At 59.7% G+C, this 24,595-nt stretch carries 24 protein-coding genes and 1 pseudogene; 18 read left to right on the top strand and 7 right to left on the bottom strand.

All coding sequences use genetic code 11. The annotated features are described in order from the left end of the window. Positions 1–14: 14 nt before the first annotated feature. Together fabG and fabD are read right to left on the bottom strand one after the other, a co-directional pair. Complete coding sequence (gene fabG, locus RRH01S_RS05265) at positions 15–752, bottom strand: 3-oxoacyl-[acyl-carrier-protein] reductase (protein WP_007702484.1); 738 nt, start codon at positions 750–752, stop codon at positions 15–17. A 26-nt stretch (positions 753–778) separates the two neighbouring features. Beyond that, positions 779–1,720, bottom strand: a complete 942-nt coding sequence (fabD, locus tag RRH01S_RS05260; protein WP_007702482.1) for an ACP S-malonyltransferase — start codon at positions 1,718–1,720, stop codon at positions 779–781. A 195-nt stretch (positions 1,721–1,915) separates the two neighbouring features. Between fabD and RRH01S_RS05255 the strand changes: the two genes are divergently transcribed. The 3 genes from RRH01S_RS05255 (at position 1,916) to RRH01S_RS05240 (ending at position 4,769) form a co-directional block, all read left to right on the top strand. After that, complete coding sequence (locus RRH01S_RS05255; protein ID WP_012651189.1) at positions 1,916–2,959, top strand: aldo/keto reductase; 1,044 nt, start codon at positions 1,916–1,918, stop codon at positions 2,957–2,959. Positions 2,960–3,152: 193 nt separating this feature from the next. Further along, entirely contained in the window at positions 3,153–3,986 is an 834-nt protein-coding gene (locus RRH01S_RS05250) for an FkbM family methyltransferase (RefSeq protein WP_007692986.1), read from the top strand. A gap of 366 nt (positions 3,987–4,352) precedes the next feature. Next, positions 4,353–4,769, top strand: coding sequence for a hypothetical protein (locus RRH01S_RS05240; protein WP_007692990.1), 417 nt, complete (start codon positions 4,353–4,355; stop codon positions 4,767–4,769). A gap of 167 nt (positions 4,770–4,936) precedes the next feature. On the opposite strand, the gene RRH01S_RS05235 is transcribed toward RRH01S_RS05240, so the two are convergent. Beyond that, positions 4,937–6,004, bottom strand: a complete 1,068-nt coding sequence (locus RRH01S_RS05235) for a hypothetical protein (RefSeq protein WP_007692991.1) — start codon at positions 6,002–6,004, stop codon at positions 4,937–4,939. Between the two features lie 353 nt (positions 6,005–6,357). Here RRH01S_RS05235 and rpsF point away from each other — a divergent pair, with 353 nt between their 5' ends. The 4 genes from rpsF to rplI all read left to right on the top strand — a co-directional run bounded on the left by rpsF (position 6,358) and on the right by rplI (position 8,819). Continuing rightward, positions 6,358–6,810 carry a 30S ribosomal protein S6 gene (rpsF, locus tag RRH01S_RS05230; RefSeq protein WP_007692992.1) on the top strand — a complete coding sequence of 151 codons (453 nt, stop codon included), beginning with the start codon at positions 6,358–6,360 and terminating at the stop codon, positions 6,808–6,810. Between the two features lie 13 nt (positions 6,811–6,823). Then, positions 6,824–7,072: a 30S ribosomal protein S18 gene (gene rpsR / locus RRH01S_RS05225; protein WP_004122103.1), complete on the top strand. Its 249-nt coding sequence runs from the start codon at positions 6,824–6,826 to the stop codon at positions 7,070–7,072. A gap of 161 nt (positions 7,073–7,233) precedes the next feature. Continuing rightward, on the top strand, positions 7,234–8,217 hold the full coding sequence (locus RRH01S_RS05220) for a DUF2232 domain-containing protein (protein ID WP_007692997.1): 984 nt from the start codon (positions 7,234–7,236) through the stop codon (positions 8,215–8,217). A gap of 20 nt (positions 8,218–8,237) precedes the next feature. Further along, positions 8,238–8,819 (top strand): 50S ribosomal protein L9, encoded by a 582-nt coding sequence (gene rplI, locus RRH01S_RS05215; protein WP_007693003.1) that lies wholly within the window; start codon positions 8,238–8,240, stop codon positions 8,817–8,819. 104 nt (positions 8,820–8,923) lie between these two features. Here rplI and RRH01S_RS05210 read toward each other — a convergent pair. From RRH01S_RS05210 to RRH01S_RS05200, 3 genes and pseudogenes are all read right to left on the bottom strand, one after another. Beyond that, positions 8,924–9,987, bottom strand: a pseudogene (locus tag RRH01S_RS05210) (HlyD family secretion protein). A gap of 17 nt (positions 9,988–10,004) precedes the next feature. Further along, complete coding sequence (locus tag RRH01S_RS05205) at positions 10,005–11,663, bottom strand: MFS transporter (RefSeq protein WP_007693005.1); 1,659 nt, start codon at positions 11,661–11,663, stop codon at positions 10,005–10,007. Positions 11,664–11,671: 8 nt separating this feature from the next. Then, complete coding sequence (locus RRH01S_RS05200; protein ID WP_007693006.1) at positions 11,672–12,115, bottom strand: MarR family winged helix-turn-helix transcriptional regulator; 444 nt, start codon at positions 12,113–12,115, stop codon at positions 11,672–11,674. Between the two features lie 343 nt (positions 12,116–12,458). Here RRH01S_RS05200 and RRH01S_RS05195 point away from each other — a divergent pair, with 343 nt between their 5' ends. Both RRH01S_RS05195 and alr read left to right on the top strand, forming a co-directional pair. Then, positions 12,459–13,955 (top strand): replicative DNA helicase, encoded by a 1,497-nt coding sequence (locus tag RRH01S_RS05195; RefSeq protein ID WP_007693007.1) that lies wholly within the window; start codon positions 12,459–12,461, stop codon positions 13,953–13,955. Positions 13,956–14,068: 113 nt separating this feature from the next. After that, positions 14,069–15,232 carry an alanine racemase gene (gene alr, locus RRH01S_RS05190; RefSeq protein WP_007693009.1) on the top strand — a complete coding sequence of 388 codons (1,164 nt, stop codon included), beginning with the start codon at positions 14,069–14,071 and terminating at the stop codon, positions 15,230–15,232. A gap of 6 nt (positions 15,233–15,238) precedes the next feature. On the opposite strand, the gene RRH01S_RS05185 is transcribed toward alr, so the two are convergent. After that, positions 15,239–15,874, bottom strand: coding sequence for a LysE family translocator (locus tag RRH01S_RS05185; RefSeq protein ID WP_007693011.1), 636 nt, complete (start codon positions 15,872–15,874; stop codon positions 15,239–15,241). 154 nt (positions 15,875–16,028) lie between these two features. On the opposite strand from RRH01S_RS05185, the gene radA reads away from it, so the two are divergent. The 9 genes from radA (at position 16,029) to pip (ending at position 24,591) form a co-directional block, all read left to right on the top strand. After that, positions 16,029–17,432 (top strand): DNA repair protein RadA, encoded by a 1,404-nt coding sequence (gene radA / locus RRH01S_RS05180; RefSeq protein WP_007693013.1) that lies wholly within the window; start codon positions 16,029–16,031, stop codon positions 17,430–17,432. Positions 17,433–17,525: 93 nt separating this feature from the next. After that, positions 17,526–18,137 (top strand): CvpA family protein, encoded by a 612-nt coding sequence (locus tag RRH01S_RS05175; RefSeq protein ID WP_007693015.1) that lies wholly within the window; start codon positions 17,526–17,528, stop codon positions 18,135–18,137. Positions 18,138–18,302: 165 nt separating this feature from the next. Next, positions 18,303–19,787, top strand: coding sequence for an amidophosphoribosyltransferase (gene purF / locus RRH01S_RS05170; RefSeq protein WP_007693016.1), 1,485 nt, complete (start codon positions 18,303–18,305; stop codon positions 19,785–19,787). Between the two features lie 70 nt (positions 19,788–19,857). Further along, entirely contained in the window at positions 19,858–20,598 is a 741-nt protein-coding gene (locus RRH01S_RS05165; protein ID WP_007693018.1) for an SDR family NAD(P)-dependent oxidoreductase, read from the top strand. A gap of 212 nt (positions 20,599–20,810) precedes the next feature. Then, entirely contained in the window at positions 20,811–22,202 is a 1,392-nt protein-coding gene (cysS, locus tag RRH01S_RS05160) for a cysteine--tRNA ligase (protein WP_007693020.1), read from the top strand. After that, complete coding sequence (locus RRH01S_RS05155) at positions 22,199–22,678, top strand: GFA family protein (RefSeq protein WP_007693023.1); 480 nt, start codon at positions 22,199–22,201, stop codon at positions 22,676–22,678. The genes cysS and RRH01S_RS05155 overlap by 4 nt, the downstream gene beginning before the upstream one ends. Further along, entirely contained in the window at positions 22,675–23,166 is a 492-nt protein-coding gene (locus tag RRH01S_RS05150; RefSeq protein ID WP_007693025.1) for a GFA family protein, read from the top strand. The genes RRH01S_RS05155 and RRH01S_RS05150 overlap by 4 nt, the downstream gene beginning before the upstream one ends. Beyond that, complete coding sequence (locus RRH01S_RS05145) at positions 23,159–23,635, top strand: GFA family protein (protein ID WP_007693032.1); 477 nt, start codon at positions 23,159–23,161, stop codon at positions 23,633–23,635. Before RRH01S_RS05150 ends, RRH01S_RS05145 begins: the two co-directional genes overlap by 8 nt. Next, entirely contained in the window at positions 23,632–24,591 is a 960-nt protein-coding gene (gene pip, locus RRH01S_RS05140) for a prolyl aminopeptidase (RefSeq protein ID WP_007693033.1), read from the top strand. The genes RRH01S_RS05145 and pip overlap by 4 nt, the downstream gene beginning before the upstream one ends. Positions 24,592–24,595 lie beyond the last annotated feature (4 nt).

Genomic DNA, 24,595 nt, shown 5'->3' with positions numbered 1-24,595 from the left:
CGGACTTTTCCATTTCAGATCATCGCCATGCCGCCATTGACGTGAATCGTCTGGCCGGTGACGTAGCTTGCCTCGGAAGACGCAAGATAAGCGACGGCCGATGCGACTTCGGCGCCGTTACCCATGCGCTTCATGGGAATGGCACCCATGATCGCTTCCTTCTGCTTGTCGTTGAGCTTGCCGGTCATGGCGCTCTCGATGAAGCCGGGAGCGACGCAATTGACCGTCACGTTGCGGGTCGCGATTTCCTGCGCCAGCGACTTGGTGAAGCCGACCATGCCGGCCTTGGCCGCACAGTAGTTGGCCTGGCCGGGATTGCCGACGACGCCGACGACGGAGGTGATGTTGATGATGCGGCCATAGCGGCGGCGCATCATCGGGTGGGTCAGCTCCCGCGTCAGCAAGAAGACGGAGGTGAGATCGACTTCCAGCACGCTATCCCAGTCCTCGTCGCTCATGCGTACGAAAAGACCGTCCTTGGTGATGCCGGCATTGTTGACGAGGATGTCGACGCCGCCGAGCTCTTCTTCCGCCTTGACGCCAAGCGCCTTGACCTCTTCGCGATTGGACAGGTTGGCCGGAAAGATCTTGACGCGGTCGCCAAGGTCGGCAGCCAGCGCCTCAAGCTTCTCGACGCGGGTACCGTGCAGGCCGACGATGGCGCCCTGCTTGTGCAGCAGCCTTGCGATCTCTTCGCCGATACCACCCGAAGCACCGGTTACCAGGGCCTTGCGGCCGGTCAAATCAAGCATGTGGTGTTCCTCGTTCCGTAATGTTCTTAAAGCAGGCTTGCGAGCGCGGTATCGATATCGGCGGCCGAATTCACCGCGATGCCGTTCACCGATTTATCGATGCGCCGTGCAAGTCCCGTCAGCACCTTGCCGGCGCCGATCTCATACAATGTTGTCACGTTATGGGCGGCGAACCATTCCACCGTCTCGCGCCAGCGTACCTGGCCGGTGACCTGCTCCACGAGCAGATTGGCGATCTCGCCGGCGTCCGTAACCGGAGCAGCGCGCACATTGGCGATGAGCGGCACGATCGGATTGGATTTCGCGACGTCGGCGAGTGCCACGCGCATCGCCTCGGCGGCGGGCGCCATCAACGAGGAATGGAAGGGTGCGGAGACCGGCAGCAGGATAGCGCGCTTGGCACCCTTGGCGGTTGCCAGTTCAGCAGCCTTCTCGACCGGGGCCTTCTCGCCGGAAATGACGATCTGGCCGCCGCCATTGTCGTTGGCGATCTGGCAGGCGCCAAGGACCGACGCCTCCGTGCAGACAGCGACGACATCGGCATGTTCGAGGCCGATGATTGCCGCCATGGCGCCGACGCCGACCGGAACCGCCGCCTGCATGGCATTGCCGCGAATACGCAGCAGCCGCGCCGTATCGGCAAGCGAGAACGTGCCGGCGGCACACAGCGCCGAATATTCGCCGAGCGAATGGCCCGCGACGTAGGCGACCTTGCTCTTCAGATCGAGGCCGCGTGCCTGCAGAACGCGGATGACGGCGATCGACACGGCCATCAGCGCCGGCTGGGCGTTGGCCGTCAGCGTCAGCTTGTCCTCGGGACCATTGAAGATGACGTCGGAGAGCTTTTCACCAAGCGCTTCATCAACTTCCTCGAAGACGGCGCGCGCTTCGGCGAAATTGTCTGCAAGGTCCTTGCCCATGCCGACAGTTTGGCTGCCCTGGCCGGGAAATGTAAAGGCTACAGTCATTATATTAGGCTTCCTATGGCGTCGTTTCGTTCCCAAATGACATTGTTTGCGGTGGAGTCAATAGCGCAAGCCCCGCAGCCAACGGCTTTTGCGTTTGCGAAATGCACCAATTTTCTTCTTGCGCTTGCTCAATTCGAGCCTAAATTCGCTCGACCTTCCCCTTAGAGACGTTCCCGTTATCCGCAAGGTTTTCCCATGAAGTATAAGAATTTAGGCCGCACCGACATTTCCGTTTCGCAGATCTGCCTGGGCACGATGACCTGGGGCACGCAGAACAGCGAAGCCGAGGCGCATGAACAGATGGATTATGCCCTGCAAAAGGGCGTCAATTTCTTCGATACCGCCGAAATGTACCCGACGACGCCGGTCGGCGCGGAGACTCAAGGACGCACCGAAGAATACATCGGCACCTGGTTCGAAAAGACCGGCAGGCGCAAGGATGTCGTTCTCGCCACCAAGGTCGCCGGCCCCGGGCGCGACTATCTGCGTAACGGCCAGGGCGCCGATGCCGCCAATATCCGCGCCGCGATCGACAGCAGCCTGAAGCGGCTGAAGACCGACTATATCGACCTCTACCAGGTGCACTGGCCGAACCGCGGCCACTTCCACTTCCGCCAGAACTGGCGTTACAACCCCTTCACCCAGGACCGCGAGAAGGTGGTCGCCAACATCACCGACATCCTGGAGACGATGGGCGAGCTGGTGAAAGCCGGCAAGATTCGTGCGCTTGGCCTTTCCAACGAGACGACCTGGGGCATCCAGAAGTATCTGACGCTCGCCGAGCAGAAGAGCCTGCCGCGCGTGGTCTCGACGCAGAACGAATACAACCTGCTCTACCGGCACTTCGATCTCGATCTCGCCGAGCTGTCGCATCATGAAGATGTCGGCCTTCTCGCCTATTCGCCGCTCGCCGGCGGCATCCTCAGCGGCAAATATGTCGGCGGCGCGCGCCCGGCCGGTTCGCGCGGCTCCATCAACCATGACATCGGCGGCCGCCTGCAGCCGTTGCAGGAACCGGCGGTCAAGGCCTATCTCGAGATCGCCGCCAAGCACAATCTCGACCCGTCGAAGCTGGCGATCGCCTATTGTCTCACCAAGCCCTTCATGGCCTCCGTCATCATCGGCGCAACGTCGATTGCCCAACTCGAGACCGATATCGGCGCAGCCAACGTGACGCTGTCGGAAGAAGTATTGGCAGAGATCGAGAAAGTGCATCGGGTGTATCCGCTGCCAATGTAATCTCCAGGGATAAGGCGCCTTGCCCGTTTTCGGGCGAGGCGCAACGACGGCCTTGGATAACAGCTGCCCACCTGATTTTGCTTTGCGCACGCTATGAGAGCTGCCCGCGCCCTGATTGTCGCGCATAAGTATTGATCGATACGTAAAGTTACTTTAGTCTGATCTGACTTATAATCTCATCTGGATAGTCAGAATGTTCGATGTAAGAAAACTTACTTTTTCCAGCATGGCAGCTATTTTCGATAGATTTCACAGCAATAAATCTATGCAGAGAATGATATTCAATGCCATTCGTCTGAACCGGCCCCAGATATCAGACATCATCTTGAATGAAGACGTCAGATTTATTAGTTATTGCTTATCAAGGAGGGAGCGGTCCAAAGCCCAGATCATGCAGGATTTATGGGTCTGTTTTGAGCTGTCGGAAAAGAGAAACGGGTTTTTCGTGGAATTCGGTTCAACCAATGGACTGAAAAACAGCAATACTTGGCTGCTCGAAAAGAAATTCGACTGGAACGGTATCCTGGCCGAACCCAATCCAATCTGGCACGCGGATCTCGCGGCCAACAGAACAGCCGCTATCGAGCACAAATGCGTCTCTTCGAAATCCAACGAGATTGTCACGTTTATCGCGACCGATGAATCCGATCCCGAACTGAGCGCGATCGCCGATTTCGCCAAGGGCGACCACTTCTCCGACGTTCGCAGCCAGGGAAAGCACATCCAGGTGGAAACCATATCCCTGGACGATCTGCTGGAAAAATATCAGGCACCGCCCACCGTAGACTATCTGTCGATCGACACGGAAGGCAGCGAGCTGGACATATTGTCCGCCTACAGCTTCGACCGGAAATTCGATCTCATATCGGTAGAGAACAATCCAAAGACGGAAAAAGCGATACAAGGGCTGCTGGAGAGCAAGGGATACAAGAGAGTATTCGAGCAATTCTCCCAATGGGACGGCTGGTATGTCTCCGGCAGGCTTCGGGACGGAAAAAAGATCGAGATAGCGGCACCGTCATCTTGATATGCTGGTGGGTCGCATCTGCGAGACCACTTCCCGACCTTCAATGTTTGAGTTCTTGCACCATGGGCAGTTCTCTTTCATCGCCACCCGCCCGGCGACACTCGCCACCCGATATAGGACAATTTCTAGCACAAACATGAATTTCGATAGTTATTTCATCGAAATCGATCGACACATTTCAGATTTCATATATAAAAAACTGCACAATTCACTCTAAGAAAGATATGTTTTCTTACAGTTTACACTGACATGAAGAAAACAACCCAATATCCATTATTCTAAACCAGGAAATTATCAGCTTTAAACCTTAATTATACTGAAACTGATATTTGACCGGAACATCCCCCTAAAAGAGAGGTTCTGGGAATGCGTCGGCTCCAATATGCAATCTGGGCAATTACCTTCAGCGCGACTACGGCCATCTCGTCTATGGCGTGGGCTGATGGCTTCGAAAACATCGTCATCTCCTCAGCCAAGGGCGCAGAGACATCCGAAGACACTTTTGCCCCGGATACCGCCAAAATATTCGTATCGGCCGACCTGACAGATGACATCAAATCGGGATCGACGATCACCGTATCCTGGATAGCCGTAGATACCGCCGGAGCGGCTCCACCGAATTACAAGATCGACGAAGTGAGCTTCGATATCAAAACGAATGAAAATCAGGTCGATTCGTCGATCACCAGGCCGAACAGTGGTTGGCCCATCGGCACCTACAACATCACATTCTCGGTCGATGGCAAGCCGATGGAGACCTCCGACTTCTCCATAGAAGAATAAACCCCTGACCTGGCCAGCGTCTTTGCGCCTGGCCAAGTCAGGGAAAGTGCCTTGGTTCATCGGTTCGAAACATACGCGTCACAGCAAACTTCACGGACATACGTATTGCCATAAGTGACGAAAGCACCCTTCGGGATCTCTTTGCTTTTTCTCAATCGCTGGAACAGCTAAGAATAGATATTCTTGCCATAAACACCCCTGACGGTGACGGCAAAAAGTGCGTCGGAAGTCAGATGAATGGCCAGGGGAGTCTTTGAATTTTGAACGAATGATCGTGCGGTCTCAAAATTCTTGTAAGTGGCAATCTCAATATATTGCTTGCCATACTTGTTTTCGTCGAATTCACGCACCCATACTGATGTGCGGCGCAGATAGCCGGCTTTGTCACCGATCAACACTTGGTACCAGTCCCCGTTGCGACCGACGATCTCCAAGCCGCTTCCATTCGCAAAAGTCGCAATTGTCCGTGATCGTATATCGCGGCTCGCCTTTAAGGAGACTGATCCCTGGTCATCTTGAATAAGTCCGTTTCGAGCGACCGGAATTTGCGGCAACGATGGCTTTTTGCTTGGTGCCAACGTCTTATTCGCGTTGGCTACTGGGGGCTCATTCGATGACGATTCGGCTTCAAAATCCTGCACTTCCTGCAATGACATCGTTGTCACCCGGAACTGCGTCATTTCGCTCGATGACAGATAGCGGATATCGTTGCTGTCGTATTTGAGAGCAAGTTGCAGCAGGCTGGGATCGACGCCCATCTCGGTCATGTAGGAAATCACGTCGGCTGTCTGCACCTGAATAGCCGCAACGGCGTCCTCCACATTCATTCCTCTGGTATCGTCAAATGAAGATTTGTGAACGCCGATTGAGCCCGGCTCGGCAAAACGATTTATCCCACCTAGAAATGATAGGGAACAGGCCGAGGCACAGACCAAGTCCCGCACGGCGACGGTGTTCAGTCCCAGAGATCGGATCAGACGGCCAAACTCCATGGCTTTGTAGACATTCCCACCACCGCTATCGAAGCTGACAGAAAGCGCGTGGTTAGAAAGAACCTTGCTGCGAAATACGCTCAAGTCGTCATCAGCATCAAACCTGCCGGCCACCACGATAAAATTATCGCCATCCTCTGTCGTCCCAACGTCGTAGCTTAGCCGTGCCGCAGCATCATTCGCGATGAGGGCAAGCCCGAAAACAAGACTTGCTGAAGCGAACTTTCTTTTTGAGATATTCACGAACCCACCCCCTGCACTACCCCATCAGCATGAATTCCATAGCTGCTATCGTTTCACAAGCGGCACCAACACGTAGCCAAATGTGTTTCACTCTTGGCCTCCCCTTGCCTTTCCCGCAAAAATCCGTATAAGCCGCCGTGTTCGCAACCCGGTCTTCTGGCTGGTGGCTGAACGGAGGGCCGGTTTTCCTTTGGGAAGATCGTCGGAACGGAAGCGTTCCAGCCTCCCGTGTCTCCGCTCTCGACCGTCTCGGAAACGCTTTTCTTGCTTGGGGTTATCCCTCTCAGGAGCAGTCGTTGAGGCTTAGCCGCTAGAGCCCGGGTGCAGATCAACGCAAGAAAGGCGAAGCTATCATGGCTCTTTACGAACATGTATTCCTTGCCCGACAGGATATTTCCGCACAGCAGGTCGATGCCCTCGTAGAACAGTACAAGGGTGTTATCGAAGCTAACGGCGGTAAAGTCGGGCGTATCGAAAACTGGGGCCTCAAGTCCCTTACCTATCGCATCAAGAAGAACCGCAAGGCTCATTACGCCCTGATGGACATCGATGCACCGGCCGCTGCCGTCCACGAAATGGAACGTCAGATGCGTATCAGCGAAGACGTCCTGCGTTACATGACGATCGCTGTTGAAAAGCACGAAGAAGGCCCGTCTGCGATGATGCAGAAGCGCGACCGCGACGACCGTCCGCGCCGCGATGGCGACCGTCCGGAGCGCAGCTTCGGCGACCGTGATCGTGGTCCGCGCCCGGACCGTGGTGATCGTGAAGACCGTCCGCGCCGTCCGCGCGAAGATCGCGTATAAGGAGATTTGAGAAATGTCTGAAGTTTCCTCCGCACCGGTTCGCCGTCCGTTCCATCGCCGCCGCAAGACCTGCCCGTTCTCGGGCGCCAATGCGCCGCGCATCGACTACAAGGACGTCCGTCTCCTGCAGCGCTACATTTCCGAGCGTGGCAAGATCGTTCCGTCCCGCATCACGGCCGTTTCCCAGAAGAAGCAGCGCGAACTCGCCCAGGCGATCAAGCGCGCCCGTTTCCTCGGCCTGCTGCCTTACGTCGTCGCTTAATTCAAGCCGACGCTGCATGATTTGAGGGAAGGCATTCGTGCCTTCCCTTCTCCCTTTCGCGGTGGGCGCGGATCGGAACTCTAAACCCCATGTTGGGGACGGCTTTTGGACCAGAGTGTCGGAAGCATCCTCTAACTGCTCATACGAAGCAGGACAGCGACGTGAAAAATTTGAACGCTAAAGTGCTGGCTATCGGCGCCCTCGCCGGTTTTACCGCTGCCTTACTCGTGTATGGCGCGACGGTACAGCCGTTGCTGTTCATCCTATTTGGCGCGCTCTCCGCCCTCCCTATTCTCATTGTCGGCCTCGGCTGGGGCAACATTGCCGTCATCACCGCCGTCGTTACGGCCGGCATTGTCGGCGCGGTCGGCCAGTCGCCGTCCTTCGGGCTTTTCGCCGTACTCATGGCGCTGGTGCCGGCCTGGCTCAGCCACCTGGCCAATCTCGCACGTCCCGCCTCCGAACTCGGCGGCCCCGAGCATCTGACGGCCTGGTATCCGCTCTCGGACATCATGCTGCATCTCTGCGGCCTTGCCGCCGCCGTCATCGTCATCGTCGGCGCGATCATGGGCTACAACGCCGATCTCGTCGGTCAGGTGGTCGATGCCTATGTCAGCGTCATGAACCAGCAGCCGCAGCCCGAGCTTCAGCTCAATCCGGCGGTGATCGACAAGACCAAGTCGCTGATGCTCTACGCCATTCCCCTCGTCTGGGGCATGATTTGGGTCATGATGCTGCTGGCCGCCTACTACATGGCCATCCGCATCGTCGCAGCCTCCAGCCGCAACCTGCGCCCGCGCGAGGACATTCCCTCTGCGCTGCGCATGAACCGCAACGCGATCTTCGTCTTTCTCGCGGCTGTTGTCGCCATGTTCTTCGGCGGCATCCCGGCCTTGATCGGCGCCGCCACGCTTGGCGCCTTCGGCGCCGGCTTTATCGTTTCCGGCTTCGCTTCGCTGCATTATCGCACGCGTGGCAAGGACTGGCGCATTCCCGTGCTGATCCTCTGCTACCTGACGTCGCTGATGCTGACGGTGCCGCTCTTCATCATCCTTGTTCTCGGGCTCTACGATACGCGCAAGGCGATCGCGCTCACCCCGAACAAGAATGCCGAAATACCCAAACAACCAGACACGAAAATCTGACATCTGAAAGGAACACTAAAATGGAAGTCATTCTCCTGGAGCGCATCTCCAAGCTCGGCCAGATGGGCGAAGTGGTTAAGGTTCGCGACGGCTTTGCCCGTAACTACCTGCTGCCGCTCGGCAAGGCGCTCCGCGCCAACGCCGCCAACAAGACCCGTTTCGAAGCTGAGCGTGCAACGCTCGAAGCCCGTAACCTTGAGCGCAAGAGCGAAGCCCAGAAGGTTGCCGACGTTCTCGGCGGCAAGTCCTTCATCGTCGTTCGCTCGGCTGGCGAAACCGGCCAGCTCTACGGTTCGGTCGCTGCCCGTGACGTCGTTGAAATCCTCGCTGCTGAAGGCTTCAACATCGGCCGTAGCCAGGTTCACATGAACACGCCGATCAAGGCCATCGGCCTGCACGCCGTTGCGATCGGGCTTCATGCTGAAGTCGAAATCACCGTCGAGCTCAACGTTGCCCGTTCTGCTGAAGAAGCCGAACGTCAGACCAAGGGCGAAACCCTCACCTCCGCTGACGCCATCTACGGCATCGACGAAGATGCCCTGCGTCCGGAAGACTTCTTCGATCCGGAAGCCGACGGCAACGCCGAAGACGACGACGCATAATTTCCAGCCCCTCGCTGGATATCGAAAAGCCCGGATCTCACGATCCGGGCTTTTCTTCTTTGCGGCCATAGAAGCCGGGCCAACGTACGTTTCCCGGAATTGCTTCAGTCGTCGTTGACACCAACCTCCGGCTGGGAGTCCTTGTCGATCGAGACAACGACCGACATGCCCGGTGCCAGATCATCCGCCAGCGGTTGATCCTTGTCGATCTTGATCCTGACGCCGATGCGCTGCGCGACCTTGGTGAAATTGCCGGTCGCGTTGTCAGGCTTGATGACGGCGAATTCCGAGCCCGCCGCCGGCGAGAAGCGCTGGACGTGACCCTTGAGCTGGCGGTGGCCGAGCGCGTCGACCGAGATCGTCGCGGGCTGATCGATCTTCATACCGTCGAGCTGGGTTTCCTTGAAATTGGCGATCACCCAGATATCCTTGGGCACGAGACCCATGAGCTGCGTTCCAGCGGTCACATATTGGCCGAGGCGCACGCCGACTTCTCCGACACGCCCGTCCTGCGGTGCGACGATGGTCGCGTTCTGAAGATCGATCTCGGCAAGCTGCACGGCCGCTTCCGCGCCGCTGACGCCGGCCTCCAGCGAGGCGCGGTTGACGATGATCGTCGTGAGGTTCTGCTGCGATACGTCAAGGGCCGCCTTCGCCTGGTTGACCGATGCCTGCGCCTGTTGCAGCGTCGCCTGTGCCTGCTCGGAATCACTTGTCGTGGACACGCCCTTGGCCACCAGCGTCGTGACGCGATCTGCAGCAAGCTGTGCACGCTTCAGCGCGGCATTGGCGCTGTCGATCTGCGCCTGGCTGGAGGCGATGCCGGCCTTGGCGGCTTGCTCCTGCTGCTGCGAATTGGCAAGCGCCGCCTTCTGGCCGGCCAGCGTCGCGCGCGCTGCGCCACCTTCTGCTGATAGATGCGGTCGTCGATCTTGGTCAGCACCTCGCCCTGCTTGACGAGCTTGTAGTCCTTGATCGGGACATCGGTGATATAGCCGCTGACCTGCGGGCTGATGGTGGTGACATAGCCTTTGACATAGGCATCGTCGGTCGTCTCGACAGAGCTTTTGAAGGGCGGCAGATGCCAGGCATAAAGCACCAGCATGACGCCGCCGACACCGGCAAGAACGGCAATGACTTCGATGGGGGAGCGAACGAGCCTCGACATGGCGCTATTTCATATCCTCAGGGGTTGGATGCTACGGTCTGCGGCCGATTGTCGGCCAGCCGCGCCTTGATGAAGCGGTAGAATACATGCAGCGAAAGTCCGGCAAGCGATACGACGGCGATTACGCCGGCAACCAGGAAAGCATCGGCATAGGCGAGCGTATTGGCCTCGCGGGTAACCTGCGCACCGAGCAGCGCCAAACCCTCGCCCTTCAAGAGCGCGCTGTCGCCGATCACCTTGCCGTAGGATGATGAAAGCTGGCTGACACGCTGGGCAACATGCGGATCGGTCAGCAGCACGCGCTCGGTCAGTACGGCGGAATGAAATTTTTCGCGGATAACGATCAGCGTTCCATAGAATGCCGAGGCGATCAGGCCGCCGATACTCTGCGTGAAGGTGAAGACCACGAAGAAGGTCACCAGATAAGGCGGACCTTTCGAAAAGGCCGCCTTGAAGCCCTCGGACATGGAAGGCGGCAGGAAAAGAGCCGCTCCCGCCGCGACCAGCGCCTGGCTGAGAAACATCTGCTCGGGCCGGGTCAACGTGGTGACCTGCGCATCCATGAAGGCGCCCGCCGCCATCATGACGAGCGCTGCAAACTGGATCTGCCAGCTCAGCCCATAGCGCATCAGCACCGTGCAGACGAGGCCGCCGAAAATCGTGAAAACCAGGATGATCCAATAGAGCATCGAGAGCTGGTCATAGAGCAGGCCAACGGCATTCTGATAGAACGTCATGATGATCGCACTCTGCTCGCCGAAGATGATGCGAAAGAGCAGAAGAATGCCGGTCAGATGCAGGATTGCCGGACTGAGCAGCCAGCGGACGTCGATCAGCGGCGTCGCCCTGCGCAGCTCTATGACGGCGGCGAGCGTCAGGCTGGCGATACTGATCGCCAACAGCACGCCAAGCCAGGGCACTTCCAACCACCAGTAAAGCCGCCCGACGGAGAGAACGACAGCCAGACAGCCGAAACCGATGGCGATCAGCAGATAGCTGATGATATCCCCGAAGACGATAACCTTTACGCGCGGCGGCGGCGTCAGCGGCAGCAGATAGATGATCGGCATGACCAGCAGCGCCAGTGCCATTTCCAGCGTATAGAGCCCGCGCCATTCACCGTAGTCGAGCAACGACGGCGAGACGAGGCGCGTGATGGGTGCGGCCAGCAATGTGTTCATCATCGCCAGGCTGACGCCGATGGTCATCTTCTTCGCCGGTTCGAAGGCTTCCAGCATGTAGAGAAAGCCGAGCGTCGAAAGCGGTGCCGCGGCAATGCCGCTCAGAAAGCGGACGACGATGGCCGATTGCAGGTCGGAGACGAAGAGATTGAGCAGCGAGGCGACGACGAAGCCGATAATGCTGACCTCGGCGAAATTGCGCACGCCATACTGCATGCGGATCTTCACCAGCGCGATGGCGAGACTGACGTTCGGCGCCATATAGGCGGCCGACAACCATACCGATTCGGTGGTCGTCGCAGCGATCGAACCTTGGATCTGGGTGAGATTGGCAAGAGCGAGATTGAGACCGAGGCCCTGCGTCAGGAAGAACATGACGGATGCAGCGATGTAGAGCAGCATCTTCCAGCCGGGCATGGGCGGTGGAGCAGCTTGAACAGCAGGTGCGGCGGCGGTGGCTTTCGCATTTGCGATCGGGCCTGGCTCACCGCTCATACGTCACCTCATGACTTGCCCACATTCTGCAGATTTGCAGTCATGGCACGGATGACCTTGAGAGCCATGCCGATATCCTCGTCCGGAATTCCCTGCAAGATATCCGCCCGCACGCCGCTGGCAAGAGCCTCCACTTCGGCGGCCACGAGTTTTCCGGATTCCGTCATGAAAATCTGCTTGGCGCGCCGATCCGACGGCACAGCGCGACGCTCGATGAAAGTCTGCGCCTCCATGGCGTCGAGAATGCGGACCAGTGTCGGGGTCTCAAGCTCGAGCTCGTCGGCGAGTTCCCGCTGATTGATACCATCACGGCGCGACAGCTTATGGAAGACCCGGGCTCTCGCCAATGTCATTCCATGCTCGCGCACCAGGCTGTCGAACGCCGCCCTAAGCTTCCGATTAAAAGCGGAAAGCTCGTCGAAGATTTCTCGGCGTTGTGGCTGACCCGGCATATACCTACTTTATATGATTAAAAACCTACCCTATTTCTAGGAAATAGCTGGATTTTTTCATTTTTACAAGGGCGACCGCCAGTTTACCGATGTATGCCGGGGCGGGCTGAGTTAAAATCATCGTCAGACATTCTGCATAAGTGATTCGCGCGTCGGCAATTCCATTGCAAGCCAGCGACAAAGACTTTTTTACTGCGGAGAGTTTGTCCCTGTGGATGAGTGGAACAACGTGAATAGCGCGAGCGAATTCGTCTCGCGCACCACGCCAACGCTCTTCTGCAATTGACCGTGACACCGGAACGTCGCAAACCATTCGGCACACCAAGAGACGAAGAGACGGAAAATGAACGAAGCTGCGCGCAACATTGCCGCCATTGCTCCCGCCGAAGCGCATTACCGCGAGGCGCCGAACAATATCGAGGCGGAGCAGGCCCTGCTCGGCGCCATTCTCGTCAACAATGACGCCTATTACCGTGTCTCCGACTTCCTGAAGCCCATCCATCTCTATGAGCCGCTGCATCGGAAGATCTACGAAGTGGCGGGCGACATCATCCGCATGGGCAAGACCGCCAATCCGGTGACGATCAAGACCTTCCTGCCGGCCGACGACAAGGTCGGCGACATGACCGTAGCGCAATATCTTGCCCGCCTCGCCACCGAAGCCGTGTCGATCATCAATGCCGAGGACTACGGCCGCGCCATCTATGACCTTGCCCTGCGCCGCGCGCTGATCACCATCGGCGAGGACGTGGTCAACATCGCCTATGACGCACCGCTCGACATGCCGCCGCAGAGCCAAATCGAGGACACCGAGCGCCGGCTGTTCGAGCTTGCCGAAAACGGCCGCTACGACGGCGGCTTCCAAGCCTTCAACGACGCGGTAGCGCTGGCGATCGACATGGCGGCCGTCGCCAAGGAACGCGATGGCGGCCTGTCGGGCATTTCCACCGGCATTCATTCGCTCGACAGCAAGATGGGCGGCCTGCAGCGCTCTGACTTGATCATCCTCGCCGGACGTCCCGGCATGGGCAAGACATCGCTTGCCACCAACATCGCCTATAACATCGCCGCCGCCTTCGAAGGCGAAGTGCAGCCGGACGGCTCCACCAAGGCGAAGAACGGCGGCGTTGTCGGCTTCTACTCGCTGGAAATGTCGTCCGAACAGCTCGCCACCCGTATCATCTCCGAGCAGACGGAAGTCTCCTCGTCGAAGATCCGCCGCGGCGACATCAACGATGCCGATTTCGAAAAGCTGGTCGCCTGCTCGATGATGATGCAGAAGGTGCCGCTTTTCATCGACCAGACCGGCGGTATCTCCATCGCCCAGCTGTCTGCCCGCGCGCGGCGCCTGAAGCGACAGCGCGGCCTCGATGTTCTCGTGGTCGACTACGTTCAGCTGATGACCGGCTCGGGGAAATCGAACGAGAACCGCGTCCAGGAAATCACCCAGATCACCACCGGCCTGAAGGCGCTCGGCAAGGAACTGAACGTTCCTATCGTCGCACTCTCTCAGCTCTCGCGCGCGGTCGAAAGCCGCGACGACAAGCGGCCGCAGCTGTCTGACCTTCGCGAATCCGGCTCGATCGAGCAGGACGCCGACGTGGTGCTTTTCGTGTTCCGTGAAGAGTATTATGTCAAGAACTCCGAACCACGCGATCCGGCCGATCCGAAATACGCCGAATGGGAAGCCCTGTTCGAAAAGGTGAAGGGCACGGCCGATGTCATTATCGCCAAACAGCGCCACGGGCCGACCGGTACGGTGAAGCTCGCCTTCCAGTCGGAATTCACCCGCTTCGCCGACCTCGCCGACCCATCCTTCTCCCCCTACGAGGAGCATTGATGACGGTCGCTCACGGCACATATGTGCAGTGCAGCACTTTCTCTTTGCAGCGATGATCACTATCCTGGCCGGAGCAACAGTCCCCTCCGGCCATTTTTCGTTCAGGCGGTTTCATGACAGATAGTTTCGACGACAATGACGCTTTCGCCGCTGCCGGCCTGCGGCTGACGGTCGATCTGGACGCCCTTGTCGAGAACTGGCGCGACATGGCGCACCGCTCGGGACGCGCCCGCACCTCAGCCGTCGTCAAGGCGGACGCCTATGGGCTCGGGATCGAGGATGTCGGTGAGGCGCTCTATCTGGCCGGCGCCCGCGATTTCTTCGTTGCGACCGCCGATGAGGGCGCGACATTGCGGCTCTACGCTCCTGATGCACGCATCTTCGTGCTCTCCGGCATCTGGCCTGGCATGGAGCGCGTCTTCTTCGAAAACGATCTCGTTCCCGTCATAGCCTCGGAAGAGCAGCTCACCTTCTGGATGTCGGTGCTGTCGGATTATGGCGACTACCCTTGTGCGCTACAGGTCGACACCGGCTTCAACCGGCTCGGCCTGCCGATGGAGGATGCGCTGGCGCTTGCCGACGACGTCTCCCGCCCGGCAAGCTTTGCGCCGGTGCTGGTCATGAGCCACCTTGCCTGCGGCGACGATCCCGCCAATCCGATGAACCGGCAGCAACTGGAAGCTTTCCGCAAGGTGAGCGCCGCCTTCGAAGGCATCGAGGCGAGCCTTGCCAATTCCGCCGGCATCTTTCTCGGCCCGGAATATCATTTCGATCTTACCCGTCCGGGTATCGCCACCTATGGCGGCGAGGCAGTCCCCGGTATCGCCAATCCGATGCGCCCGGTCGCGACAGCCGAAGCGCGGATCATCCAGACCCGCTTCGTAAAAGCCGGCGAAACCGTCGGCTATGGGCGGGCGATGCAGCTTACGCGTGACAGCCGTCTGGCGATCGTTTCCGCCGGCTATGCCGACGGCTATATGCGCGGCCAGTCGAGCGGCGGCGTACCGCTGCGCCAGACCGACCTGCCCGGCGGCCATGGCTTCATCGCCGGCCACAGGGTTCCTGTTGCCGGCCGCATCACGATGGACCTCACCATCTTCGACATCACCGATCTGCCGGACAATCTCGTCCGCGCAGGCGACTATGTCGAACTCTTCGGCAGCAATATTCTCGTGGACGACGCGGCACGGGCAGCCGGTACGATCGGCTACGAAATGCTGACGAGCCTGGGGCTCCGGCATGAGCGACGGTATGTTTCGGAAGAGGCTGAGGAATAGCCGATCTCAGCGCGTGCTGATCGCCAGGCGGACGCCCAAGGCCACGAACAGCGCGCCAAGCCCACGATCCAGCCACAAGCCGACGCTTCGATTGCGCCGCAGCGCCTCAGTGAGACGGCCGCCGAGGAGGATAAGCGGCGGCTCGATGAAGGCGGCGACCACGATGATGAGACTGCCGTGCAGCAGGAGCTGCGCCCAGACCGGACCGGCGCCTTCAACGACGAACTGCGGCAGGAAGGCGAGAAAAAAGATCGCTACTTTCGGGTTGAGCAACGACACGAAAATACCCTGCCGATAGATCCGGCTCCACGGCAATGTCTTGCCCGTCTCCTTGATCCAAGCACCCTCGCCCTTCGAGCGCAGCGCCTGAATACCGAGCCAGATGAGATAAGCGGCCCCCGCCCATTTTATTGTCGAAAAGGCGATCGCGGAGGCGGCCAAGATTGCCGACAGCCCGGCGGCCGCCATGAGCACATGCAGACACGCGCCGCTCCATATGCCAAACAGTGCAGCAAAACCTGAGCGTATGCCGCTTCTGACCGTATGGCCCAGAATGAAGGCGATGTCCGGTCCCGGCGACAGATTGAGAAGTGTCGCTGCGGATAGAAACGCGATCCAGTGTGCAAGCGAATAGTCGAACATCGGTCATCATCCATCAAAAAGCTGGCATAAGCCTGACACGATCGCCGTTGATGCGGAAATCATTAGTTTTGATAGGCCGCGAAAGACATTATCTGACAGCCGATCGCGATTCGCTTTGAAGAGCGAAGCATTCGAACATTGAGAACAGCATCCGATGGCAAAAGCCCGTACACAATTCATCTGCCAGAACTGCGGCACGATCCACAATCGCTGGGCGGGAAAATGCGACGGCTGCGGCGAGTGGAACACCATCGTCGAGGAAGATCCGATGGGCGGCATCGGCGGCGGTCCCGCCAAGGTGCCGAAGAAGGGTCGAGCGGTGACGTTGACGGCGCTGTCCGGCGAAATCGAGGAAGCGCCGCGCATCTATACGGGCATCTCCGAGCTTGACCGGGCGACCGGCGGCGGTTTCGTGCGTGGTTCGGCCGTGCTGGTCGGCGGCGATCCCGGCATCGGCAAATCGACACTGCTGATGCAAGCGGCTGCCGCCCTTGCCCGGCGCGGACACAAGATCGTCTATGTCTCCGGCGAAGAAGCGGTGGCACAGGTTCGCCTCCGCGCCCAGCGGCTGCACGCCGCAGACACCGACGTGATGCTGGCCGCCGAAACCAATGTCGAGGATATCCTGGCGACGCTTGCCGAAGGCAAGCGGCCGGATCTTGTCATCATCGATTCCATCCAGACGCTGTGGAGCGAGCTTGCTGAATCCGCGCCCGGCACGGTGACGCAGGTACGCACCGGCGTGCAGGCGATGATCCGCTTTGCCAAGCAGACGGGCGCCGCGATGGTGCTGGTCGGCCACGTCACCAAGGACGGCCAGATCGCCGGCCCGCGCGTCGTCGAGCATATGGTCGATGCCGTTCTCTATTTCGAAGGCGATCGCGGCCATCACTACCGCATCCTGCGCACAGTCAAGAATCGCTTCGGCCCAACCGACGAGATCGGCGTTTTCGAAATGTCCGATATGGGCCTGCGCGAAGTGGCCAATCCGTCCGAACTCTTTCTGGGCGAACGCAATTCCAAATCGCCGGGTGCCGCCGTCTTTGCCGGCATGGAAGGCACGCGGCCGATATTGGTCGAGGTACAGGCGCTGGTCGCCCCGACATCGCTCGGCACGCCGAGGCGCGCCGTCGTCGGCTGGGATTCAGCGCGGCTATCGATGATTCTCGCAGTTCTCGAGGCGCATTGTGGCGTGAGGCTCGGCCAGCACGACGTCTATCTCAATATTGCCGGCGGTTATCGCATTTCTGAGCCGGCTGCCGACCTTGCCGTCGCTTCTGCACTGGTTTCCTCCCTGGCCGGTATTGCCCTTCCCGCCGATTGCGTCTATTTCGGCGAAGTCAGCCTGTCGGGCGCCGTCCGGCCGGTTGCGCACACCGGCCAGCGCCTCAAGGAAGCCGAGAAGCTGGGATTTTCAGCAGCGCTTCTCCCGACTGCCTCCGCCGACCTGCCGAAAGGCAATGGCGGACGCTGGAGCGAGATCGACAGCCTGCCGGATCTGGTGGCGCGCATTGCCGGATCGAAAGGCGCGCTCAAGCGTGCGGAAGACGAAGACTGAGCCTTACTTCAGCCGTTCTTGACGGCAAGAGAGGCGCATAGTGAGGCCGATGGCAGCCGTGCTTGGCATGGCAAGTCTTGGAGTGGATTATACATGCCCATTACGATTTTCGACGGTATTGTTATCGGCGTCATCCTGTTCTCCGCCGTTCTGGCCATGGTGCGCGGCTTTTCGCGCGAAATCCTCTCGATCGTCAGTTGGGGCGGCTCGGCCGTCGCCGCCTACTATCTCTATTCGCTGCTCGTACCCTATGCGCTGCGCTACACGGCAGACACGCGTATCGCGACGATCGCCTCTGCCGCGGTCATCTTCCTCATCGCACTGATCATCATTTCCTTCATCACCATCAGGATCGCCGATTTCATCATCGACAGCCGCATCGGCGCGCTGGATCGTACGCTCGGCTTTCTGTTCGGCGCCGCCCGCGGCCTGCTGCTGATGGTCGTCGTCGTCGCCTTCTGGAACTGGCTGGTCGCGCCGCCTGCCCGTCCTGATTGGGTCAACAACGCGAAATCGAAGCCTTTCCTCGATTCGATGGTCGAAAAGCTGAAATCCGCGCTTCCTGAGAACGTTCAGGCGATGCTCCCGGCCGAGATCATCAACAAGATCGCGCCGAATCAACAGCAGTCGCAGCCGCAGGATGGTGGCGCCGCGAACGATACGGCACCGTCCGACGACGCACCTGCGCCGCAAACGAATAACTAACAGTGCGTTTACAGGCTTGACCCGCCGGGCGATAATCGCCATGTGAACGCCATGAAAACCGAAGATCCGGCCCGATAATCTTTCCGGCCGGATTTTCAGCTATTTTTGCATTCAGTAGCGATGCCGCCCCGACCCACCCATGTTGAGAGCAAAGGTCCTGCAGCCATGACCCATTCCCTTTCCATCGAGGATGATATCGACGGCGATACGCTGCATGAAGAGTGCGGCGTATTCGGCATTCTAGGCCATCCCGATGCGGCAACGCTGACGGCGCTCGGCCTGCATGCCCTGCAACATCGCGGCCAGGAAGCAGCCGGCATCGTCTCCTTCGACGGCCAGCGCTTTCATTCCGAACGGCGCATGGGCCTCGTTGGCGATCACTACACCGACCCTGCCACGCTGGCCCGCCTTCCCGGCGACCGGTCGATGGGCCATGTGCGCTACTCGACGACCGGCGAAACCATCCTGCGCAACGTACAGCCGCTGTTTGCCGAACTCGAAGTGGGCGGCATCGCGATCGCTCACAACGGCAATTTCACCAACGGCCTGACCATGCGCCGGCAGTTGATCGCCGACGGTGCGATCTTTCAGGCGACGTCAGACACCGAAGTCGTCCTCCATCTCATTGCCCGCTCCAAGCAGGCCTCCTCCTCCGACCGCTTCATCGATGCGATCCGCCAGATGGAAGGCGGCTATTCAATGCTCGCGATGACGCGCACCAAATTGATCGCAGCGCGCGACCCGATCGGCATTCGGCCGCTGGTGATGGGAGAACTCGACGGCAAGCCGATCTTCTGTTCGGAGACCTGCGCGCTTGATATCATCGGCGCCAAATACGTCCGCGACATCGAAAACGGCGAAGTCGTCATCTGCGAGATCCAGCCGGACGGTTCGATCACCATCGATGCCCGCAAGCCGGAAGTCTCTAAGCCAGAGCGCCTTTGCCTGTTCGAATATGTCTATTTCGCCCGTCCCGATTCTGTGGTCGGCGGCCGCAACGTCTATGTCACCCGCCGGAACATGGGCATCAACCTTGCCAGGGAAGCCCCCGTCGAGGCCGATGTCGTCGTGCCGGTGCCGGATGGCGGCACGCCGGCGGCCATCGGCTATGCGCAGGAAAGCGGCATTCCCTTCGAGCTCGGCATCATCCGCAACCACTATGTCGGCCGCACCTTCATCGAGCCGACGCAGCAGATCCGCGCTTTCGGCGTCAAGCTCAAGCATTCCGCCAATCGCGCTATCATCGAAGGCAAGCGCGTCATTCTCGTGGATGATTCCATCGTGCGCGGCACCACCTCGGTGAAGATCGTGCAGATGATCCGCGATGCCGGCGCCCTTGAAGTGCATGTGCGCGTCGCCAGCCCGATGATCTTCCATCCGGATTTCTACGGCATCGACACGCCGGACGCCGAAAAGCTGCTCGCCAATCAGTACAACAGCCTGAAGGCGATGGGCGATTTCATCGGTGCCGACTCGCTGGCATTTCTGTCGATCGACGGCCTCTACCGCGCCGTCGGCGGCACGCCGCGCGACAATGCGCAGCCGCAGTTCACCGACCACTATTTCACCGGTGACTATCCGACCCGCCTGCTCGACCGGGAAAGCACCAGCAATGTGCGCAAGCTCTCCATGCTTGCCAGCAACGGCTGACCCCGGTAACTGCTGACAAGGGGCGTTTCTTCGCCCCTTTCCTTCCCTAGAGCATTCGGATCCAGGCAGCATGAGCGTCAATCTCAAGGACAAGATCGCCCTCGTTACCGGCGCATCGCGCGGTATCGGCTATTTCACCGCTCTGGAACTGGCCAAGGCCGGCGCGCATGTGATTGCCTGCGCCCGCACGGTGGGCGGCCTTGAGGAGCTTGACGACGCCATCAAGGCTGTCGGCGGGTCCGCAACGCTCGTGCCTTTCGATCTTGCCGACATGAACGCGATCGATGCGCTCGGCGCGTCGATCTTCGAGCGCTGGGGCAAGCTCGATATTCTCGTCGCCAATGCTGGCGTGCTCGGCGTCATCTCGCCGATCGGCCACATCGAGGCCAAGGTGTTCGAGAAAGTGATGACCGTCAACGTCACCGCGACCTGGCGGCTGATCCGCTCGGTCGAGCCGCTGTTGATGCGCTCCGATGCCGGCCGCGCCATCATCCTGTCGTCGGCCGCGGCCCATCGCTGCCGGCCCTTCTGGGGCGCCTACTCGGCCTCCAAGGCCGCCGTCGAGGCGCTTGCCCGCACCTGGGCCGGAGAAACCCAGAGCACACCGCTGCGCATCACCAGCATCGACCCCGGCGCCACCCGCACCGCCATGCGCGCCCAGGCTATGCCGGGCGAAGATCCAGATACGCTGCCGCATCCCCGCGACGTGGCTCAGGCCATCGTGCCGCTCGCCGGCCCGAATGTGACCGAAACCGGCAAACTCTTCGTCGTGCGCGAGAACAAGCTCGTCGATTATCGGACGCCGGAATAATCGCTCGCTGGGTCCCTATCCTGGCTCTTGACCAATCACTGTAGTCGAGCGATAAAGCCTGCCATGAAAACGGTTATCTGCATTATCTGCCGGAAAATTATTCGCTAGCGCTTCGCTGGCCTGGCCGTTTTCGTCTCCCAAAATCCAAGATGACAAACGCCCCGGCCTGCCGGTGACGATATTTTTCGGATTTATGCCTTTGGGAGAATGAAATGGGTACCGAGCCACAATTGAAGCTGTACAACACGCTGACGCGCGAAAAGGTCGACTTCCAGCCGATCGATCGCGAGAACGTGCGCCTGTATGTCTGCGGCCCGACTGTCTATGATTTCGCCCATATCGGCAATGCACGCCCGGCCATCGTCTTCGACGTGCTGTTCCGGCTGCTCAGGCAGGTCTATGGCGAAAACCACGTTACCTATGCGCGCAACATCACCGACGTCGACGACAAGATCAACGCGAGGGCACTGCGCGATCATCCTGGCCTGCCGCTGAACGAGGCGATCCGCCTGGTCACCGAGAAGACCGAGACGCAGTATTATCAGGACACGACTGCCCTCGGTTGCCTGGAGCCGACGGTGCAGCCGCGGGCGACGGACAACATCGCACAGATGATCGAGATCATCGAGAAACTGATCGCCAGAGGCCATGCCTATCAGGCGGCGGGCGAAGTATTGTTCGACACAAAGTCCATGGCCGATTACGGCCAGCTCTCGAAGCGCAATCTCGATGAGCAGCAGGCCGGCGCCCGCATCGCCGTCGACGCCCATAAGAAGAGCCCCGGCGACTTCGTACTCTGGAAGCTATCCGCCGAGAACGAGCCCGGCTGGGAAAGCCCCTGGGGCCGCGGCCGTCCGGGCTGGCATATCGAGTGCTCGGCCATGAGCGGACGCTATCTCGGCGACGTCTTCGATATCCATGGCGGCGGTCTGGACCTAATCTTCCCGCACCATGAAAACGAAATCGCCCAGTCGCGTTGCGCCCATGGCACGGACGTGATGGCGAATGTCTGGATGCACAACGGCTTCCTGCAGGTCGAAGGCCGCAAGATGTCGAAGTCGGAAGGCAATTTCGTCACCATCTACGAACTGCTGCAGACGGAGAAACTCGGCGGCCGGACCTGGCCAGGCGCGGTGCTGCGGCTTGCCATGCTGATGACGCACTATCGCGAACCGATCGACTTCTCCGTGAAGCGACTGGAAGAGGCCGAAAGGCTTCTCGCCAAGTGGCCAGCGGCGGATATCGGTAATGCCAAGCCGGACGCCACCGTGCTGGTCGCCCTTGCCGACGACCTCAACACCGTCGTCGCTATTCAGGCGCTGCATGCCCTGGCGCAAGCCGCCAATGCCGATGCCAGCATCTTGCCCGTGTTTGCGGCAAGTGCTGCATTGCTCGGTCTGCTGCCCGAGAAGGTCGAGATGGATGATGCCGTCGCTTCGGAGATCGATGCACGGGTGCGAGCACGTCTGGAACTGCTGAAAGCGAAGAACTTTGCCGAGGCAGACAAGATCCGAGACACCCTTCTGGCTGAAGGCATTCAGCTAAAGGACGGCAAGGATCCGGCAACGGGCGAGCGCATCACGACCTGGGAGGTCAAGCGGTGAGTGTGACCTACACCGGCGGCTGTCAATGCGGTGCGGTTCGTTTCCGGGTGCGGGGCGAGCTCAAGGACGCGTCGATCTGTCATTGCCGGATGTGTCAGAAGGCCTTCGGCGCCTATTATGCACCACTGGTCTCGACGCGCGGTGCCGAGCTTGTCTGGACGCGGGGGGAGCGGAAGACGTTCCGGTCGTCGAATTTCGTCGAGCGGGGTTTCTGCGGCGATTGCGGCACGCCGCTGACTTATGAGGCGCCGGATGGCATAGCGGTCGCGGCGGGCGCCTTCGATGATCCGGCGCTATTGCCGCCGGTGGTGCAGTTCGGCACGGAAGGCAAGATCGGCTTTGTCGACGGCCTGCATCTGCTGCCCGGCCACCGGACGGAAGAGGATGCGGAACAGGCGCCCTTTGTGCTGGAGCTTGTGTCCTATCAGCATCCGGACCACGATACGACAGCATGGCCACAGGAGACGGGTCAATGACCAAGGCGGCGGGATATAGCGGTGGATGCCAATGCGGCGCGGTTCGCTATCGTACCGCCGGTGCGCTCGGCTATCCGCATCTCTGCCATTGCCGCATGTGCCAGAAGGCATCCGGCAACTATGCCCTGCCGCTGGGCAGTGCCAAGTTTACGGACTTCGAGCTGACGCGCGGCGAGCCCTCGTGGTTTCATTCGTCCGACCTCGTGCGCCGCGGCTTTTGCGGCACCTGCGGCACGCCTCTGTTCTATGATATTCCCGGCGCGGACTCCATCAATGTGACGCTTGGTTCGCTGGACGAGCCGATGGCGGTGCAGCCCGTTGCGCAATCGAACCTCGCGGGAAAAATGCCGTGGTTCCATGCGCTGGATGTGCTGCCGGTGGAAGCGGATGAAGATGAGGCTGACCGCACCGAGGCGATCCGCGCGTCCAACCATCAGCATCCCGATCACGATACCCAAACCTGGCCACAGGAGAAGAGCCATGACTGAAGTCACCAGAAGCGGAGGATGCCAGTGCGGCGCGGTGCGGTTTCGCATTCGCGGTGAACTCGGACGCCCCTCGATCTGCCATTGCCGCATGTGCCAGAAACAGTTCGGCAGCTTCTTCTCCGCTCTGGTGACCGCACCGGACGGTAAGCTGGAATGGACGCGCGGCGAGCCGACCTATTTCCAGTCCTCGGTCAACATCGAGCGCGGCTTCTGCAAGAATTGTGGCACGCCGCTGACCTATCGCCATCCCGGCGGCCTGGAGATCGCCATCGGCGCCTTCGACGAACGCGACGATCTGGCGCCGCAGATCCAGGTGAACCACGCTTCGCGCCTGCCCTGGGTCGAAACCATATTCCAGCAGCCGGTACATCAGGATCCGGATTTTTATGCCCAGCAGGAACGGATCATTTCCTTCCAACACCCCGACCATGACACCGACGTGTGGCCCTCGGAAGGGCTGAAAATATGACGGAAGTTTTGCGCACGCTTTACCCGGAAATCGAGCCCTATGCCTCCGGCTATCTCGATGTCGGTGACGGCCATGTCATCTATTGGGAACGCGCCGGCACGCCTGGCGCCAAGCCTGCCGTCTTCCTGCATGGCGGCCCGGGCGGCGGCATCTCGCCGAGCCATCGCCGTCTGTTCGATCCGGCGCTCTACGACGTGACATTGTTCGACCAACGCGGCTGCGGCAAGTCCACGCCGCATGCGGGGCTCGAGGCCAACACGACCTGGCATCTGGTCGATGATATCGAGCGGCTGCGCGCAATGGCGGGTGTCGACAAGTGGCTGGTGTTCGGCGGCTCCTGGGGATCGACGCTGGCGCTCGCCTATGCGGAAACCCATCCGGGGCATGTTTCGGAACTGGTCGTACGCGGCATCTATACGCTGACCAAAGCCGAGCTCGACTGGTATTATCAGTTCGGCGTCTCGGAAATGTTCCCGGATAAGTGGGAGCGCTTCTTAGCGCCGATCCCGCCGGAAGAACGCCACGAGATGATGCTCGCCTATCACCGCCGGCTGACGCATGAGGACAAGGCGGCACGTCTCGAGGCCGCCAAGGCATGGTCGCTCTGGGAGGGCGAGACCATCACGCTTCTGCCCGACCCTTCGACCAGCACGCCGTTCGAAGATGCGGAATTCGCGCATGCCTTCGCGCGCATCGAGAACCACTTCTTCGTCAATGCCGGCTGGATGGACGAAGGCCAACTGCTGCGCGATGCCTACAAGCTGAAGGACATTCCCGGCGCTATCGTTCATGGCCGCTATGACATGCCCTGCCCGGCAAAATATGCCTGGGCGCTGTACAAGGCATGGCCGAAAGCGGAATTTCATCTGATTGAAGGCGCAGGCCATGCTTATTCCGAGCCCGGTATCCTCGACCAGCTGATCCGCGCCACCGATAAGTTTGCAGGGAAGATCTGAGCCT

The organism is Rhizobium rhizogenes NBRC 13257 (genome assembly GCF_000696095.1).
Taxonomy (GTDB): domain Bacteria; phylum Pseudomonadota; class Alphaproteobacteria; order Rhizobiales; family Rhizobiaceae; genus Rhizobium; species Rhizobium rhizogenes.
This window is presented reverse-complemented; position numbering and strand designations above follow the sequence as displayed.

What these genes read in the sequence shown, in the direction of transcription:
- RRH01S_RS05255 (WP_012651189.1), top strand. Translation starts at nt 1,916, where the DNA reads ATGAAGTATAAGAATTTAGGCCGCACCGACATTTCCGTTTCGCAGATC.
- RRH01S_RS05165 (WP_007693018.1), top strand. Translation starts at nt 19,858, where the DNA reads ATGAGCGTCAATCTCAAGGACAAGATCGCCCTCGTTACCGGCGCATCG.
- rpsF (WP_007692992.1), top strand. Translation starts at nt 6,358, where the DNA reads ATGGCTCTTTACGAACATGTATTCCTTGCCCGACAGGATATTTCCGCA.
- RRH01S_RS05250 (WP_007692986.1), top strand. Translation starts at nt 3,153, where the DNA reads ATGTTCGATGTAAGAAAACTTACTTTTTCCAGCATGGCAGCTATTTTC.
- RRH01S_RS05145 (WP_007693032.1), top strand. Translation starts at nt 23,159, where the DNA reads ATGACTGAAGTCACCAGAAGCGGAGGATGCCAGTGCGGCGCGGTGCGG.
- cysS (WP_007693020.1), top strand. Translation starts at nt 20,811, where the DNA reads ATGGGTACCGAGCCACAATTGAAGCTGTACAACACGCTGACGCGCGAA.
- fabD (WP_007702482.1), bottom strand. Translation starts at nt 1,720, where the DNA reads ATGACTGTAGCCTTTACATTTCCCGGCCAGGGCAGCCAAACTGTCGGC.
- RRH01S_RS05175 (WP_007693015.1), top strand. Translation starts at nt 17,526, where the DNA reads ATGCCCATTACGATTTTCGACGGTATTGTTATCGGCGTCATCCTGTTC.
- rplI (WP_007693003.1), top strand. Translation starts at nt 8,238, where the DNA reads ATGGAAGTCATTCTCCTGGAGCGCATCTCCAAGCTCGGCCAGATGGGC.
- RRH01S_RS05240 (WP_007692990.1), top strand. Translation starts at nt 4,353, where the DNA reads ATGCGTCGGCTCCAATATGCAATCTGGGCAATTACCTTCAGCGCGACT.
- RRH01S_RS05185 (WP_007693011.1), bottom strand. Translation starts at nt 15,874, where the DNA reads ATGTTCGACTATTCGCTTGCACACTGGATCGCGTTTCTATCCGCAGCG.
- RRH01S_RS05205 (WP_007693005.1), bottom strand. Translation starts at nt 11,663, where the DNA reads ATGAGCGGTGAGCCAGGCCCGATCGCAAATGCGAAAGCCACCGCCGCC.
- RRH01S_RS05195 (WP_007693007.1), top strand. Translation starts at nt 12,459, where the DNA reads ATGAACGAAGCTGCGCGCAACATTGCCGCCATTGCTCCCGCCGAAGCG.
- pip (WP_007693033.1), top strand. Translation starts at nt 23,632, where the DNA reads ATGACGGAAGTTTTGCGCACGCTTTACCCGGAAATCGAGCCCTATGCC.
- radA (WP_007693013.1), top strand. Translation starts at nt 16,029, where the DNA reads ATGGCAAAAGCCCGTACACAATTCATCTGCCAGAACTGCGGCACGATC.
- fabG (WP_007702484.1), bottom strand. Translation starts at nt 752, where the DNA reads ATGCTTGATTTGACCGGCCGCAAGGCCCTGGTAACCGGTGCTTCGGGT.
- RRH01S_RS05200 (WP_007693006.1), bottom strand. Translation starts at nt 12,115, where the DNA reads ATGCCGGGTCAGCCACAACGCCGAGAAATCTTCGACGAGCTTTCCGCT.
- RRH01S_RS05150 (WP_007693025.1), top strand. Translation starts at nt 22,675, where the DNA reads ATGACCAAGGCGGCGGGATATAGCGGTGGATGCCAATGCGGCGCGGTT.
- purF (WP_007693016.1), top strand. Translation starts at nt 18,303, where the DNA reads ATGACCCATTCCCTTTCCATCGAGGATGATATCGACGGCGATACGCTG.
- alr (WP_007693009.1), top strand. Translation starts at nt 14,069, where the DNA reads ATGACAGATAGTTTCGACGACAATGACGCTTTCGCCGCTGCCGGCCTG.
- rpsR (WP_004122103.1), top strand. Translation starts at nt 6,824, where the DNA reads ATGTCTGAAGTTTCCTCCGCACCGGTTCGCCGTCCGTTCCATCGCCGC.